This window comes from Pseudarthrobacter chlorophenolicus (assembly GCF_000962805.1).
GTDB lineage: Bacteria > Actinomycetota > Actinomycetes > Actinomycetales > Micrococcaceae > Arthrobacter > Arthrobacter chlorophenolicus_A.
In genome coordinates, this window is the sequence record NZ_JZTW01000001.1 from 642,219 (window position 1) to 657,673 (window position 15,455).

A 15,455-nucleotide genomic window follows, 5' to 3' on the forward strand; every position below is an offset into this window, starting at 1 on the left:
CGATGCCTTCCAGAGCACCCGGCCAGGACGGACCGCTCAGCGGAACCCGCGTCCTGGTGACCCGCAGCCCGGAACGGTCCGCGGCGCTTGTCCAGGCGCTGGCCGGGGCAGGAGCCACGCCGGTCCTGCTGCCGCTGATCGACTTCGAACGCGCACCGGACCAGCATGCCCTGGATGTCGCCTGCGACGCCCTGGCGGCGGGTGCCTTCGACTGGCTGGTGGTCAGCAGCGCCACCACTGTCCACGTCCTGATGGAAAAGGCAGCGGAACGCGGGCTGGAACTGGCCCGCCTGGTTCCACCGGCCACCAGGATCGGCGCGATCGGACCAGCCACCCGCAGAATCCTGGAATCACAGGGACTTGCGGTGGAACTGACGCCCGCCGGGGAACAGTCGGCCGCCGGCTTCCTTGACGCCTGGACCGGGGGAGGCAGGGTGCTGCTGCCCCAGGCCGACATTGCCGCCGCCACACTGGCGGACGGACTTCGAAAAAGCAGCGACGTCACCGCCGTAACGGCCTACCGCACGGTCGACTTCCCGGCGGCAGCGGACCGTAGGCTCGCCATGCAGCCTGAAGACGGCGGCGCAGGCCAGGCGACGGCGTCGTACACGCTGCTCACGCCCGAAGCCGCAGCGGCCGAAATCACCGCCGGGCAAATCTCCGCTGTTGTGGCCGCATCGCCAAGCGCAGTGCGCCGCATTGCCGCCCTGTCGCCGCTTGGCGGCTGCCGGCTGGTTGCCATCGGACGTTCGACGGCGGAACAGGCAGCCGCGCTGGACCTGCCTGTAGCCGCGGTAGCGGAGGAGCCCACCCCCGACGGGCTGGTGGCCGCCGTCGTGATTGCCCTTACCCCGCCCTGACCGGGCACACCCCCGGCCGCAGCAGCACCCACGCAACAACCTGAAGGACAGCATCCATGACTTTCCCCAGCCAACGCCCCCGCCGCCTGCGCACCACCCCCGCCATGCGCCGGCTCACCGCCGAAACCCGGCTGGCCCCGGCCGAACTCATCCTTCCGGCCTTCATCCGCGAAGGGATTGACGAGCCGAACCCCATTACGTCCATGCCAGGCGTGGTGCAGCACACCACCGACTCCCTGAAGCGGGCTGCTGCCGAGGCGGTAGAGCTTGGCCTGGGCGGCATCATGCTCTTCGGCATTCCGGAAAGCCGCGACGCCGAAGGGACGGCCTCCCTCGACCCGGAAGGTGTCCTTAACAAGGCCATCCGCGACGTCCGTGCCGAAGTGGGCGACGACCTGGTCATCATGAGCGATGTGTGCCTGGATGAGTTCACCGACCACGGCCACTGCGGAGTACTCGACGCAGAGGGTTACGTCGACAACGACCGCACCGTAGAGATCTACGCCAGGATGGCCGTTGCCCAGGCCGAGGCCGGCGCCCACATGCTGGGACCGTCGGGCATGATGGACGGCCAGATCGCCGTCATCCGGGCCGCCCTCGACGACGCCGGCCACGCCAACACCTCCGTGATCGCCTACTCGGCGAAATACGCTTCGGCGTTCTACGGCCCGTTCCGGGAAGCGGTGGATTCACAGCTCAAGGGCGACCGGCGAACCTACCAGATGGACGCCGGCAACCGCACCGAGGCCCTCCGCGAAGTGGAGCTTGACCTGGCCGAGGGTGCGGACATCGTCATGGTCAAGCCGGCCATGAGCTACCTGGACATCGTGGCGGACGTCGCCGCCATGAGCCCAGTGCCGGTGGCCGCCTACCAGATCTCGGGCGAGTACGCGATGATCGAGGCCGCTGCCGCCAACGGCTGGATCGACCGCAAGGCAGCCATTGCCGAGTCCGTCCTTGGCATCCGCCGGGCGGGCGCCCACATGGTGCTGACGTACTGGGCCGCCGAGCTCGCCGGCTGGCTGAAGGAAGGCCGGTGACCGGGATTACCGGCGAGGGGCCCGCCCCGGAATCGCCTGCCGCATCCCCAACGGCTCCGGTTGGCGGGGACCGCATCCTCCTGGGCCTGAACACGTTCGGCGATGTCGGCGTGAATCCGGACGGCAGCCTCCAGCCGCACGCCGAAGTCCTGCGCCAGCTGCTGGAACAGGCGGAACTGGCAGACGCCGTCGGACTCCACGCCTTTGGTGTGGGGGAGCACCACCGCAAGGACTACGCCGTGTCCGCGCCGGAGGTTTTCCTTGCCGCAGCCGCGGCACGCACGTCCCGGATCCGGCTCGGCTCCGCCGTGACCGTGCTGAGCTCGGACGATCCCATCCGGGTCTTCCAGCGCTTCTCCACGGTGGACGCCATCTCGAACGGCCGCGCCGAAGTCATGCTGGGGCGGGGATCCTTCGTGGAATCGTTTCCGCTGTTCGGCCTTGACCTGGCCGACTACGAGGTCCTCTTCGAGGAAAAGCTGGAGCTCTTTGACAAGGTGCGGATGCAGAAGCCCGTCCATTGGGAGGGGCGGACCCGTCCGTCCCTGCACGGATTGAGCGTCTACCCGCCGCTTGAACACCACCTGCTGCCCACCTGGATTGGCGTAGGCGGAACCCCCGAATCCGTACTGCGTTGCGCCCAGTACGGGTACCCGATCATCTTCGCCATTATTGGTGGCCAGCCGCGAGCCTTCGGCCCACTGGCTGACCTCTACCGCGAAGCCATGGGCAAGTACGGGCATCCCATGCAGCAGATGGCCACACACTCGCCGGGACACGTCGCCGCCACGGACGAGCAGGCCCGGGAGGAGTTCTTCCCGCATTGGCTGGCCCTTCGAAACCGGCTAGGTGCCGAACGCGGCTGGGGTCCGGCAGGTCGCGGCGAGTTTGACGCCCTCTGCGCCCCGGAAGGCGCGCTGTACGTCGGTTCCCCGGACACCGTGGCGCGGAAAATCGTCCAGCTGAAACGGAACCTGGGCGTTGACCGCTTCGACTTCAAGTACAGCAACGGACCGCTGCCGCATGCGGCGATGATGCGCTCCATCGAACTGCTTGGCACGGCGGTGGCGCCCCGGGTGGCAGACGCCCTCGCCGGCTGACCTTCCGGCACCCGCCGTTCCGGCAACTGACTGCACCGGCACCGGACAGCACCGGCAAACTGAGAGAATAGGAACCATGACTTCCAGCACCCCTCGCAACGAGGAACTTTTCGACCGCGCCCGCATGCTGATGCCGGGCGGGGTCAACTCGCCGGTCCGGGCCTTCGGCTCCGTCGGCGGAACGCCCCGCTTCATGGTCTCGGCCAAGGGCCCGCACCTGATGGACGCCGACGGTAACGAGTACGTGGACCTGGTGTGCTCCTGGGGTCCAGCCCTGCTGGGCCACGCCCATCCGGCTGTGCTCGACGCGGTCCACGCTGCGGTGGACCGCGGGCTGTCGTTCGGAGCCTCCACCCCGGACGAGGCCAACCTGGCTGAGATCGTTATGGAACGCGTCCCCGCCGTCGAACGGCTGCGCATGGTTTCCACCGGCACCGAGGCCACCATGACCGCGGTCCGCCTGGCCCGCGGGTTTACCGGCCGCAACCTCATCATCAAGTTTGCCGGCTGCTACCACGGGCACCTGGACGGGCTGCTGGCCGCCGCAGGATCCGGCGTAGCAACCCTTGCGCTGCCAGGTTCGGCCGGGGTTACGGAAGCAACCGCGGCCGAAACCCTGGTCCTGCCCTACAACGACCTTGCCGCCGTGAAGGAGGCTTTTGCCACCCACGGGCCCAACATCGCAGCCGTCATCACCGAAGCAGCCCCCGCCAACATGGGCGTGGTTACACCCGGCGAGGGCTTCAACCTGGGCCTCTCCCAGATCACCCGCGAGCACGGCGCACTGCTCATCGTGGATGAAGTCCTGACCGGGTTCCGCACCGGCTACTCCGGCTATTGGGGGCTCACCGGCGGCGCTCCGGACGCAACAGACCCGTGGACGCCGGACCTGCTCACGTTCGGGAAGGTCATCGGCGGCGGAATGCCGACGGCGGCACTGGGCGGACGCGCCGACGTCATGGATTACCTTGCGCCCACCGGCCCGGTCTACCAGGCCGGCACTCTCTCCGGTAACCCCGTGGCGATGGCTGCCGGCGTGGCTACCCTGACCCACGCGACCCGTGACGTGTATTCCTACATCGACGTGCGGTCACTGGAGTTGTCGTCCGCCCTGTCCTCGGCGCTGGACGCGGCCGGAGTGGACCACTCCATCCAGTTCGCCGGAAACCTCTTCTCGGTGGCGTTCGGAACCTCCGCCCACGGTGTACACAACTATGCGGACGCACAAGCCCAGGAGGCCTTCCGCTACGCCCCGTTCTTCCACTCGATGCTGGAGTCCGGTGTGTACCTGCCCCCGTCGGTCTTCGAGGCGTGGTTCCTTTCCGCAGCGCACGACGACGCGGCCATGAACCGGATCTTCGACGCCCTGCCCGCCGCGGCCAGGGCTGCCGCTGCCGCCCAGGCCTAGAGTCCGGCCGGGCCCGTCCCGCGCAGGCGTGTCCCACATGAGGCGCTGTACCCATCAGTCGCGAGGGCCGTCGTCGGGCGCTTCTCTGGGGTTTGTTCGCAGGACCCTCCCTTGAGGGTGGGGTCCTGCGGACAAGCTTCGGACGGGCGGCCCTGGACACGAAAAATCCCCGGTTGCGGCGCAACCGGGGATTTTCGTTGTGATCCTGTGGCTAGAGGACGTCCGAGAGGAAACCCTTCAGCCGGTCCGTGGCGGGAGCGGTGAAGATCTGCTCCGGCGGGCCGGACTCCACCACCACGCCGGCGTCCATGAAGGTCACGGTGTCCGACACGTTCCGGGAAAAGCCCATCTCGTGTGTCACCACCACCATGGTCATGCCGCCCTTGGCAAGGTCCGTCATCAGGGCCAGGACACCCTTGACCAACTCGGGGTCCAGCGCCGAGGTGGCCTCATCGAAGAACATGACCTCCGGCTTCATGGCCAGCGCACGGGCGATCGCGACGCGCTGCTGCTGCCCGCCGGACAGGTTGGCCGGGCGGACATCCGCCTTGTGCTTCAGGCCCACCAGGTCCAGCTGCTCCAGGGCCTCGGCACGCGCCTGGTCCTTGGGCAGCTTACGCAGCTTGCGCAGGGCCAGTGTCACGTTCTCCGCCACCGTCTTGTGCGGGAAGAGGTTGAACTGCTGGAACACCATGCCGATACGCTGGCGAAGCTCGTCCGGGTTGTCCTTCAGGACCGAGCGGCCATCCAGCAGGATGTCGCCCTGGTCCGGCTCGATCAACCGGTTCATGACCCGCAGCAGGGTGGACTTGCCCGAACCAGAGGGACCGATCACCGAAGCGGTGGTGCCCTTCTCCACGTGCAGGTCGATACCGCGCAGGACGTGGTTGTGGCCGAACGAAAGGTGCAGGTTCTTTCCGGTCAGGGATCCGGAAGCGAATTCCGTCATGCCTGTGCCCCCTTGCCGATAGGTGCTGCCGCGTCGTCAGGTTCCTTCTTCTCCGGCCGGCCCGTGCGGAGCCGGTTATCGATGAAGTTGACGAAGTGGGTGAGCGGGACGGTCAGGATCAGGTACAGGACACCCGCAGCCACCAGTGGCGAAAGGTTGCCCGTGTTGGCCATGGCATCGTTACCGATGCGGAAGATCTCCCGGTCCGAGGCGGCCAGGCCCAGCATGAACACCAGCGAGGAGTCCTTCAGCAGCGAGATGAACTGGTTCACCAGGGCGGGCAGGACGCGGCGGATACCTTGCGGCACCACCACCAGGCGCATGGAACTGCCGTAGCTGAACCCGAGTGCCCTCGACGCCTCAAGCTGGCCCTTTTCAACACTCTGGATGCCTGACCGGAAGATCTCGCCGATGTACGCGGCGGCGATCAGCGTCAGGGCCAGGATGCCCAACGGGTACGGGTTCCGGGAGCCCGTGATTTCCCGGGCAATCGGGCTCAGGCCGATGCCGATGACCAGGATCACGAGGATGGCCGGGAGGCCACGGAAAATATCGGTGTAGATGCGGGCAACCCAACGCGCACCGGCGTTCCGTGAGATTCCCATCATGGCCAGCAGCAATCCCAGGAGGGAACCGAGGATGCCGGAGGCCACGGCGAGGATCAGGGTGTTGGGCAGGCCCACCGACAGCAGGGAAGGTATGACCTTGGCCATTTCCTCCCAGTTGAAGAAGGTGTCAGCCAGTTGATCGAGGAGATCCATAAACGTCCCGGCTCAATCAGTTCTGGGGAACCGTGGCGGCCTTGCTGCCCGGCTTCCAGTCGGTCGGCGTTTCGCGGTCCGGGTACCACTCTTTGGTGAGCTTGGACCAGGTACCGTCGGCAATCACGGCGTCCAGGCCGGAGTTCAACGCGTCGATCAGGGGCTGGTTGTCCTTCGCGACGGCGTAGGCCGTGAAGTTCTGCGTGTTGACCACTGACTCGGCGATGACGGTGCCGTCACCTTCCTTGACCTGTCCGGTTGCCTGCTGCGACGGCGCCACCCAGGCGTCGACCTGGCCGTTGCGCACGTTGGCGTAGACCGTGGCGTAGTCGGGGAAACGGATGGGCTCGAGCTTAAGCGTGTTGGTGACGTAATCGTCCTGGACCGTGCCCTGGACCACGCCGATGCGGAGATCACCCTTGAGGTCGTCGAAGCCCTTAACGTCGCTGTCCTTCTTGGCGACAACAGCCATGAAGCCGAAGTCGTAGCCGTTGGTGAAGCCAACGTTCTGGCGGCGGGCGTCCGTGGTGGAAATCGAGGAGGATCCGACGTCGAACTGCTTGGTGGAGACCTGGGACAGCAGAGCGGAGAAGTCCGTAGCCACGAACTCGACCTCGAGGCCCAGCTTGCCGGCGATGGCGCGCAGGAGCTCGTTGTCGTAGCCGGTGAACTTGCCGGACGGGTCGATGAAGATGTTCGGCGGGGCATCGGAGAGCGTGCCGACTTCAAGCTTGCCTTCGGTGTTCAGGCCAAGCTTGGTCTTATCAATCTTGTCGACAGGGGTGACATCGGCGGTGGTGTACTTGTCCAGCGTCTGCTGGTCGCTGCCCTGCAGGGCGTCAGTGGGCGTTCCGCTCGGCTGGGAAGAACCGGAGCCGCATGCGGCCAGGGAGACCGCCAGTGCAATGGCAACGGGAGCGGTAGTCAGCCACTTCTTCGCTTTGATTTTCATCAGGTTGTCACTTTCATTGAGTCTTAAGTCAACCGGGCCGCAAGGCTGCGCTGGTGGCGCCTGGCACCTGCCCGGTGCTGGTCCAGCATGGCCAGGGCAGGGGTGACCGCAAAACTAAATTCTCTCACCTTGGGCAAATACTGCCGTGGGGCGAAGAATGAGGTGCCGAAGCGGGGCAGATCCGTATGAAGTTCGGTATTTCACGCAAGCGGAGCGCCGTGCGGACGGTCAAATCCAATACGGCCGAACAGACGGGCGCTCTGGCTGGCGCCGAATGTTACGCGGAACTACTGTGACGTGCCTCGCAGCAGGGTTATATGGGCTCAGAAGCCGCCGCCGGTAGCGTCCTGCGGAGGCAGTACGGGCCAATCACCTTCGATGACGGCAGTGGGCTTGGTCTTGCGGAGATACCCCTGGAAATCCGCGGCCTGCGTTACCGCCCAGTCCACCTGAAGCTGATGGAGCTGGCTTGCGGGCATCATCAGTTTAGGGAATTTACCCGCCATGGCGTCCAGGACCTTCAAGGTGGCCAGGGCGTCGGCGGCGGAGGTGTGGGCGTTGTCGAGGACCACCCCGTACTCCTCGCAGAGGGCCGTCAAAGTGCGTTTGCCTTTGCGGTAGCGGTCCACCTGCTTGTTCATGATGTAGGGATCCAGCACAGGGAACCGGGTGAGCTGGGGAACCCCGTACCGGGCCGACTCCGCTGCCAGGACCGTGAAGTCGTAGCTGGCGTTGAACGCGATAACGGGGACGCCAGTATCGAAAAGCTCCTGCAGGACTGCGGCAAGCTCCCTGGTAACCTCATGCGCGGGCCGGCCGTCCTTCCGTGCCTGCTCAGTGGTGACGCCGTGCACATCGCTTGCTTCGGTGGGTATTTCAACCCCGGGATCGGCCAGCCACTCGTGCTCCCGGATGACGTCGCCCCTGTGGTCCACGACTGTGACCGAGGCGGTCACTATCCGGGCGGCCCGCGAGTTGCGGCCCGTCGTTTCAAGGTCGAACGCGGCGCGGGGGAGGGTGTTCCAGGTGCTCATACCTCCACGCTAAAGGGACCCCCGGACAATTCCGTGGAACGCCACTGCGGCTACATTGGATCAATGCGGATTGAGTATGTGCAGGCGGTCCTCGCCATCGTGAGGATGGTGCCGGCGGGATCCGCGGTGTCGTACGGCGACGTTGCAGAACTGCTGGGTTCCGGGGGACCCCGCCAGGTCGGTTCGGTCATGAGCCACTACGGCAGCGGCGTCCCGTGGTGGCGGATCCTGAAAGCCAGTGGACACGCCCCCGAAGGACATGAGGCAGACGCGCTGCGCCGCTACCTTGATGAAGGGACGCCGTTGGTCGGCGCCTACCGGGAGTGGCAGCGCACCGGAGAAGGCCGGTGGCGGGTGGACCTCCAGGCGGCGCGCTGGGCTCCCGATGGAGAGGATTTCGACCGGATGGATGCGGTGGCAGAGCAACTGGAGCGCGAGCTCCACCGATTGTCAGAGGCTGATGATGGGATGTCGGTGTGACGGTAACACTCCCACTTGCAGGGCCCTTTGACGACGATTTCGAGGCCTACCAGGACCCGGCTGGCCCAGGTTTTGGCGACCCTGAGGTTGCGGGCGGGGAAGCTCCCGGCAGCCGCGCCGGGCAGGGCCTGCCCTCCGGCTCCGGCCCCCTCAGGCTGCTTCCTCCGAGCCAGTCCCATGCCGATCGGCCCGCACTGACGCCGGACCAGCAAGCCGCCGTCGACGTCGCTGCCGGTTCCGGACCGGTGCTTGTTCCGGGAGCCCCCGGAACCGGTAAGACCACAGTCCTTGTCGAGGCAGCTGTGGAGCGGGTCCACCGGGACGGCCTTGATCCCGCGGGAATCCTGATCCTCGGCCCAACACGGCTGGCCGCGGACTTCCTTCGCGACCGCTTCACCGCGCGACTGGACAGAAGCCTCAGCACCACTCCCGCGCGGACCTGGGCGTCATACGCATTCGACCTCATCAGGAGGGCCAAGGCTGAGGGCATCATCCCCCTCGCCCGGCCGCCGCGGCTCCTGTCCGGGCCGGAACAGGACCTGATTATCAAGGAGCTGCTGGAAGGTCACCGGCTACCGGGGCTGGAACTACCCTGGCCTGCCGACCTTGAAGGCGCCCTGGAGACCCGCGGGTTCCGTCAGGAAGTCCGCCAGCTTTTCGACCGCATCATCGAGTCCGGCCGGACACCCGCCGACCTGGCGGAGCTGGGCAAGGCGTGCGGCAGGCAGGACTGGATCGCGGCGGCGGCGCTCTACAGCGAATACCGGGATATCCTTGACCTGCGCATGCCGGAGGCTTTTGATCCGGCCGGCATCATCACAGCAGCCCGGCAAATCTTCCAGGACGCTCCGGAATTCCTCGCCGCGGAGCGGGAACGGCTGCAGCTGATCCTGGTGGATGACATCCAGGAAGCCAACCCTGCGGTCTTCGAACTGTTGGCAGACATTGCCGCCGGCAAGGACTGCCTGATTACCTCGTCCCCGGACACCGTGGTCCAGGGATTCCGCGGCGCCCGGCCCGATCTTGTGGCCGAGTTGCCCCGGCTGCTGTCGACGGACGCCCGGGTGCTTGAGAGGCCGCTGTGGCACGCCCACCGGCTGGCTCCTGCTATCGCGGAAGCGTGGCTTGGTGTGGCCGGCCGCATCTCCCAGCGGGCCGGGGGCCAGCTGTCGCGCCGCTTGGAGCTGTCCTCGGTCGGCAACGGTCCGGGCCGGGTTGAAGCCCATCTGGTGCCTTCGGCGGTCCACGAGCTGCGGTACGTGGCCCAGCGGATCCTCGACCAGCACATCGGCCAAGGCCGCCCCCTGACGGACATTTCCGTCATCGTGCGCAACGGCGGCCAGGTCAGCGAACTGCAGCGTTACCTGTCCGGGCAGGGCATCCCCGTGCGGGTGCCGGTAGCTGAGTCGGCGGTGCGCGATGAAGTGGCCGTCCGCCCCCTCCTTGACGCCTATGCCATTGCACTGGACCCCTCGCTCCTGACCCCCGAAGCAGCGGTGTCGCTCCTGACCTCCAGGATCGGTGGGGCCACCCCGCTTGAACTCCGGCGGCTTCGGCAATCGCTGCGCCGCGAGGAGCTGACGGGTGGCGGGGGGCGTGGCAGCGACTCCCTTTTGGTTGAGGCGCTACTGGAACCAGGGGCGCTGGGGAGCCTGGGGATTGAAGGCCGTGCCGCCCGCCGCACTGCCCGGATGATCCAGTCAGGCAAGGAAGCAGCGCACCAACCTGGTGCCAACGCCGAGTCTGTGCTGTGGGCCCTGTGGAGCGCCACCGGACTTTCCGCCGCCTGGACGGAAACCGCGCTGGCCGGCGGGCCGCACGGCGCCCGGGCGGACAGGGACCTGGACGCGATGATGGCCCTGTTCCACACGGCAGAGCGCTACGTGGACCAGATGCCGGGCGCCGGCCCCGAGCAGTTCCTGGAATACCTCCTGAACCAGGAGCTGCCCATGGACACACTCGCCGCCCGTGCGCAGGTTGACGATGCCGTTGAAATCATGACCCCGGCCAGCGCTGCCGGTCGGCAATGGCCCGTTGTGATCATCGCGGGCCTGCAGGAAGGGGTATGGCCCAACACCAGGCTTCGGGGAGAGCTTCTGGGCAGCACCCTTTACGCGGACGCCGTTGAGCACGGAACGTCCTACGCCCTGCAGCGTGACCCGCTCAGCCGGTTGCGCGACATCAGGTATGACGAACTCCGCAGCTTTTCCACCGCCGTCTCCCGTGCGGAGGAACTGCTCATCTGCACTGCGGTGGCCTCCGAAGACGACCAGCCGTCGTCGTTCCTGGACTACGCCGCGCCGCTGGCCCCGGGTGAGGACGCACGGGGCTTCACGGCAGTGGAACGGCCCATGACGCTGCGTGCCCTCGTCGCGGAGCTGCGCCAACATGCACAGTTGGACGGCGCCCAGGCGCAGGAGGCGGCGAGGGTCCTGGCAGGCCTCGCAGCCGCCGAGCCTCCTGCTCCAGGCGCCCATCCGGACAGCTGGTGGGGTATTCAGCCGCTCACATCCAACGACGCCGTGGTGCCGCCGGGCGGTACAGTGTATGTTTCCCCGTCAAAGGTCGAATCCGTGCAGAAATCGCCTTTGGACTGGTTCGTCCAGGCAGCCGGCGGTGAAGCCGCGACGGACTTTGCCCGCAGCCTTGGCACACTTGTCCACGCCATCGCCCAGGACATGCCTGACGCTTCAGGCCAGGAATACATTGCCGAGCTTGCCCGCCGCTGGCCGCAGCTGGGAATGAAAGACAACTGGGAAGGCAGGCTGGACCACCAGAGGGCAGAGGCCATGGTGCGGAAGCTCGCCCAATACGTTCTGGTGATGCGCGGCAGCGGCCGCAGCCTCCTTGGGGTCGAACAGGACTTTGACGTGGCCCTTGGGGAAGTGCTGCTCGATGACGCTTCCCAGCGGGAAGCGGTGCTTCGCGGCCAGGTGGACCGGCTGGAAATCGACGGCGCGGGAAGATTGGTTGTTGTGGATCTGAAAACGGGAAAACGGCAGCCAGGTAAGACTGAACTGGCCAGCCACCCGCAGTTGGGCGCCTACCAGGCCGCCGTTCTCGCCGGCGGCTTCGGCGATGGCAGCGACACCGGACAGGCGCTTCCCGGCGGGGCAGTCCTTGCTCAGCTGGGGACAACGGCGAAGTCGCCGGCTGTCCAAGAACAGGAGCCCCTGGACCCGCAGGACAACTGGGCGCTCAACATGGTCAAGGAGGCCGCCGCCGTCATGGGAGGCAACACGTTCGAGGCCCGGCATGACCCCGGCAAGGGAAGCTTCGGCGGGCACGGCTGCAGGCTCCCCGAGGTCTGCCCGCTCTGTGCCCGCGGGCGGCAGGTAACCGAATGAGCCAGGATGTACAGGTGCCCGTCGACAGCCAGCCAACCATAGGGCCTGCCGACGGTGAATTCCCGCCGCCCGTGCGGTTCAGCCCCGAGGAACTTTCAGTCCTGCTGGGTGAGAAGAACGTCCCCACGGCGGAGCAGTCAGCAATTATCTCCTCGCCATTGACGCCGCGGCTCGTTATTGCCGGGGCAGGTTCGGGCAAAACGGCTACCATGGCGGACCGTGTGGTGTGGCTCGTGGCCAACGGCTGGGTCCGGCCCGAAGAAGTCCTCGGTGTGACGTTTACCCGGAAAGCCGCCGGTGAACTCGCTTCGAGGATCAGGGCCAAACTTGTGGCTTTGCAGCGGGTGGCTTCCCGGGGCACCAGCGCACCACTGTTTCCGGCCGGCATGATCAGCAGTGACGCCCTTGAGCCCAAGGTATCCACCTACCACTCCTTCGCCAGCGGCATCGTGTCGGACTACGGGCTCCGGCTCGGTGTCGAGCGCGACGTGGTGCTCCTGGGCGGGGCGCAGGCGTGGCAGCTCGCCACAGAGGTCGTCGAGGCGTACGACGGCGAGTACGGCCACTTCCGGGCGGCCAAGTCCACCCTCGTGAAGGCCGTCATCCAGCTGGCCGGCGAATGTGCCGAACACCTGCAGGAGCCAGAGGAAGTGGAATCCTGGCTGATGGCGCGGCTCGCCGGTTATGAGTCGCTGCCGTACCTGGCCGGGAAACAGAAAAATCCGCCGCAGGCAGCCGCGGACATCGCACGGATGCTGAGGACGCGGGCCAGCGTGGCTGACATGGTGGGCCGCTACACGGACGCCAAGCGGGCAAGGGGAGCGCTCGACTTCGGGGACCTGGTTTCCCTGGCCGCCCGGGTGGCCAGCGATGTTCCACTCGCGGCACACATGGAGCGGCAGCGGTACAAGGTGGTGCTGCTTGATGAGTTCCAGGACACCTCCTATGCCCAGCTGGTCCTGTTCTCGCGCCTGTTCGGCGGCGGTCACGCCGTCACAGCGGTGGGGGATCCCAACCAATCCATCTACGGATTCCGCGGTGCCTCGGCAGGGCAGCTGTTCCACTTCGTCCGCGAGTTCCCGGCCCGCACCGGCCAGGCCGAAGGCCCTGCCCAGTGGAAGCCGGCCCCCACGTCGTACCTGACCACAGCCTGGCGGAACGGCAAGTCCATCCTGGCCGCCGCCAACGTCATGTCAGAATCCCTTGCGAAGGCCGAAGCGCAGCGCGGACCGGCCGGCGGGGGAGCCACAGCGGCCGCCAGCGTGCCGCCGCTGCAGCCCAGTCCGTTTGCAGCGGAGGGCAGGGTAGTTTTGGGGCGCTTCGCCAGCGACGCTGAAGAGGCCGCTGCGCTCGCGGACGATGTCCTGAAGTACCGGGTCACTGATTTTGAAACCAAGCCGGACGGATCTTCGGTGGCCCCGGCGCTCGCCGTCCTGTGCCGGCGCCGTGCCCAGATGGAACCGATCCGCCGGCAGTTTGAGGCACGAGGCATCGCCTACGAAATAGTCGGACTCGGCGGACTCCTGGATACCCCGGAAGTGGTGGACCTGGTGGCCACCCTCAGGGTCCTGGCCGACCCCGGCAGATCCGATGCTTTGATGCGCCTGCTGGCTGGTGCCCGCTGGCGGATTGGACCGGCAGATCTGATGGCACTGCGTGACTGGTCCAGCCACCTGGCCCGCCGGCGCGTGCAGCTTTCCGCGAATCCGGAGGCTGCTGAACCCGGGGACGACGACGGCACGGTCCCGGAGTCGGACCTGACCGACGGCGCCAGCCTGGTGGAAGCTCTTGACTGGCTTCCCCGCGAGGGCTGGACCTCCTCCGCCGGACGGTGCCTGACGGAGGTTGCCCGTGTGAGGCTCCACCGCCTGTCCGTGGAGCTGCGCCAGCTTCGTGGCTACCTGGGCGATGACCTCACCACCCTGCTGGGCGAAGTTGAACGTGCCATGCTCCTCGACATCGAGGTTGCGGCCCTGCCCGGCGTCAGCATCCACCAGGCCCGCCGGAACCTCGATGCCTTCCAGGATGCCGCTGCCGGGTTCCTGCGCACCTCCCACAGGGTGGACATCCTCGCCTTCCTTTCGTGGCTCGAGGCAGCGGCCGCTGAGGAGAACGGCCTCGAAGCCCCGCCAGGGGACGTGAACAGGGAAGCCGTCCAGCTTCTGACGGTTCACGCCTCCAAGGGCCTGGAATGGGACGCGGTCTTTGTTCCGGGGCTGAACGCCGGGGCTTTCCCCACCGATAAGGATTCGCGCTGGAGCAGCGGGACGGCTGCGCTTCCGTGGCCCCTTCGCGGGGACCGGTCCGACCTTCCGCAGTGGGACCTGGACCAGCCTGACCAGAAGGGCTGGATCGATGCCGAAAAGGATTTCAAGGCAGCCGTGCAGGTACACGGTGACTCCGAAGAACGCCGGCTTGCCTACGTGGCCTATACCCGGGCCAAACATGTTCTCTGGGTCTCCAGCGCTGCCTGGGTGGGATCGCGGTCCGGGCGGAGCACCATGTCCCCTTTCCTTGCCGAGCTGGAAACCCTGGCCGTGCCGGCGGGCGGAGCACCCGCCCGTGCCGGCGTGCACCCCCTGTCACTCGATGAAGCAGCCTTACCGGAAAACAGCCCGCTGACGCTGGAAACGGAAGTAGCGGGATGGCCCTACGACCCCTTGGAAGGACCCATCGATCCCCGTTCGGGAGAACGGCTCCGTCTCTTCGGCGGGCGCAGGGCACCCATGGAAGCCGCAGCAGCGAGGGTGTTGGCCGAACTGGCTAAGGGGCTCGCCAATCTCCGGCCTGAGCAGGAGCCAGCCACTAACCCCGGACTGGCCGGCCCGGCAGCCGGCTGGGCCAAGGAAGCTGCGCTGCTGCTGCAACGCCGTTCACGCCGGTCCCAAGGACAGGACGTCCACCTGCCAACCCACATCTCCGCTTCCACCCTGGTCGATCTGGAAGAGGATCCGGCGGCCGTGCTCGCCAGGCTTCGCCGGCCGGTGCCCCGCGAACCGGGTATGTCAGCCCGCAAGGGGACCGCCTTCCACGCATGGGTGGAGGAGTATTTCGGCTCCGCAGGAATGCTTGACCTCGGCGAGGCTCCCGGGTCTGATGACCACATCGATGCAGCCTACGACCTCGACTCCATGGTGGGGACTTTCAGGGCTTCGGAGTGGGCCGACAGGGCGCCCGCTTACGTGGAAGTGCCTGTCGAAACCCGGGTGGGTGACGTTGTGGTGCGTGGTCGGATCGACGCCGTATTCCGCGACGCCGATGGGCGATGGGATCTGGTGGACTGGAAGACCGGGCGGCGGCCGTCCGGCGCGCGGCTTAAAACGCGGGCGGTACAGCTCGCCGTCTACAGGCTCGCCTGGGCGCGGCTCAAGGACGTTCCGCTGGAATCTGTCCGGGCAGCGTTCTTCTACGTGGCAGACAACGAAGTAGTCCGGCCCCACGATCTTGGGACAGCAGCAGAACTTGAAGCGATCGTTGCCGGCGCTGTTGCCAACCAGTAGCGGTTCGCTGCCGCGCCCGGCAGC

11 protein-coding genes are annotated in these 15,455 nt (G+C 66.8%); 7 read left to right on the forward strand and 4 right to left on the reverse strand.

Features of this window, described 5'->3' with window-relative positions; genetic code table 11:
* Nucleotides 1-2: 2 nt before the first annotated feature.
* From UC32_RS03000 to hemL, 4 genes are all read left to right on the forward strand, one after another.
* Nucleotides 3-860 (forward strand): uroporphyrinogen-III synthase, encoded by an 858-nt coding sequence (locus tag UC32_RS03000; protein WP_045729720.1) that lies wholly within the window; start codon nt 3-5, stop codon nt 858-860.
* Nucleotides 861-916: 56 nt separating this feature from the next.
* Complete coding sequence (gene hemB, locus UC32_RS03005; protein ID WP_045729721.1) at nt 917-1,900, forward strand: porphobilinogen synthase; 984 nt, start codon at nt 917-919, stop codon at nt 1,898-1,900.
* Nucleotides 1,897-3,000 (forward strand): LLM class flavin-dependent oxidoreductase, encoded by a 1,104-nt coding sequence (locus tag UC32_RS03010; protein ID WP_200896297.1) that lies wholly within the window; start codon nt 1,897-1,899, stop codon nt 2,998-3,000. Before hemB ends, UC32_RS03010 begins: the two co-directional genes overlap by 4 nt.
* A 76-nt stretch (nt 3,001-3,076) precedes the next feature.
* On the forward strand, nt 3,077-4,408 hold the full coding sequence (gene hemL, locus UC32_RS03015) for a glutamate-1-semialdehyde 2,1-aminomutase (protein ID WP_045729722.1): 1,332 nt from the start codon (nt 3,077-3,079) through the stop codon (nt 4,406-4,408).
* Nucleotides 4,409-4,619: 211 nt separating this feature from the next.
* On the opposite strand, the gene UC32_RS03020 is transcribed toward hemL, so the two are convergent.
* The 4 genes from UC32_RS03020 to UC32_RS03035 form a co-directional block, all read right to left on the reverse strand.
* Nucleotides 4,620-5,357, reverse strand: a complete 738-nt coding sequence (locus UC32_RS03020) for an amino acid ABC transporter ATP-binding protein (protein WP_045729723.1) — start codon at nt 5,355-5,357, stop codon at nt 4,620-4,622.
* A complete protein-coding gene (locus UC32_RS03025) occupies nt 5,354-6,118 on the reverse strand; it encodes an amino acid ABC transporter permease (RefSeq protein WP_015937660.1) in 765 nt (254 codons plus the stop codon). The genes UC32_RS03020 and UC32_RS03025 overlap by 4 nt, the downstream gene beginning before the upstream one ends.
* 16 nt (nt 6,119-6,134) lie before the next feature.
* Nucleotides 6,135-7,070 (reverse strand): substrate-binding periplasmic protein, encoded by a 936-nt coding sequence (locus UC32_RS03030; protein ID WP_045729724.1) that lies wholly within the window; start codon nt 7,068-7,070, stop codon nt 6,135-6,137.
* Nucleotides 7,071-7,393: 323 nt separating this feature from the next.
* The gene (locus tag UC32_RS03035; protein ID WP_045729725.1) at nt 7,394-8,104 is read right to left on the reverse strand and encodes a 3'-5' exonuclease; all 711 of its coding nucleotides are present in this window, start codon (nt 8,102-8,104) and stop codon (nt 7,394-7,396) included.
* 63 nt (nt 8,105-8,167) lie between these two features.
* Here UC32_RS03035 and UC32_RS03040 point away from each other — a divergent pair, with 63 nt between their 5' ends.
* Genes UC32_RS03040 through UC32_RS03050 form a run of 3 tightly spaced genes read left to right on the forward strand, consistent with a single transcriptional unit; the run spans nt 8,168 to nt 15,431 of the window.
* Nucleotides 8,168-8,584 carry an MGMT family protein gene (locus UC32_RS03040; RefSeq protein ID WP_045729726.1) on the forward strand — a complete coding sequence of 139 codons (417 nt, stop codon included), beginning with the start codon at nt 8,168-8,170 and terminating at the stop codon, nt 8,582-8,584.
* The gene (locus UC32_RS03045) at nt 8,581-11,931 is read left to right on the forward strand and encodes an ATP-dependent helicase (protein WP_412178013.1); all 3,351 of its coding nucleotides are present in this window, start codon (nt 8,581-8,583) and stop codon (nt 11,929-11,931) included. Before UC32_RS03040 ends, UC32_RS03045 begins: the two co-directional genes overlap by 4 nt.
* Nucleotides 11,928-15,431, forward strand: a complete 3,504-nt coding sequence (locus UC32_RS03050; RefSeq protein ID WP_152642533.1) for an ATP-dependent helicase — start codon at nt 11,928-11,930, stop codon at nt 15,429-15,431. Before UC32_RS03045 ends, UC32_RS03050 begins: the two co-directional genes overlap by 4 nt.
* Nucleotides 15,432-15,455 lie beyond the last annotated feature (24 nt).

Bases quoted from the DNA above. Each gene is read 5' to 3' on its own strand.
- UC32_RS03050 (WP_152642533.1), top strand. From the start codon at position 11,928: ATGAGCCAGGATGTACAGGTGCCCGTCGACAGCCAGCCAACCATAGGG.
- UC32_RS03020 (WP_045729723.1), bottom strand. From the start codon at position 5,357: ATGACGGAATTCGCTTCCGGATCCCTGACCGGAAAGAACCTGCACCTT.
- UC32_RS03035 (WP_045729725.1), bottom strand. From the start codon at position 8,104: ATGAGCACCTGGAACACCCTCCCCCGCGCCGCGTTCGACCTTGAAACG.
- UC32_RS03040 (WP_045729726.1), top strand. From the start codon at position 8,168: ATGCGGATTGAGTATGTGCAGGCGGTCCTCGCCATCGTGAGGATGGTG.
- hemB (WP_045729721.1), top strand. From the start codon at position 917: ATGACTTTCCCCAGCCAACGCCCCCGCCGCCTGCGCACCACCCCCGCC.
- hemL (WP_045729722.1), top strand. From the start codon at position 3,077: ATGACTTCCAGCACCCCTCGCAACGAGGAACTTTTCGACCGCGCCCGC.
- UC32_RS03025 (WP_015937660.1), bottom strand. From the start codon at position 6,118: ATGGATCTCCTCGATCAACTGGCTGACACCTTCTTCAACTGGGAGGAA.
- UC32_RS03030 (WP_045729724.1), bottom strand. From the start codon at position 7,070: ATGAAAATCAAAGCGAAGAAGTGGCTGACTACCGCTCCCGTTGCCATT.
- UC32_RS03000 (WP_045729720.1), top strand. From the start codon at position 3: ATGCCTTCCAGAGCACCCGGCCAGGACGGACCGCTCAGCGGAACCCGC.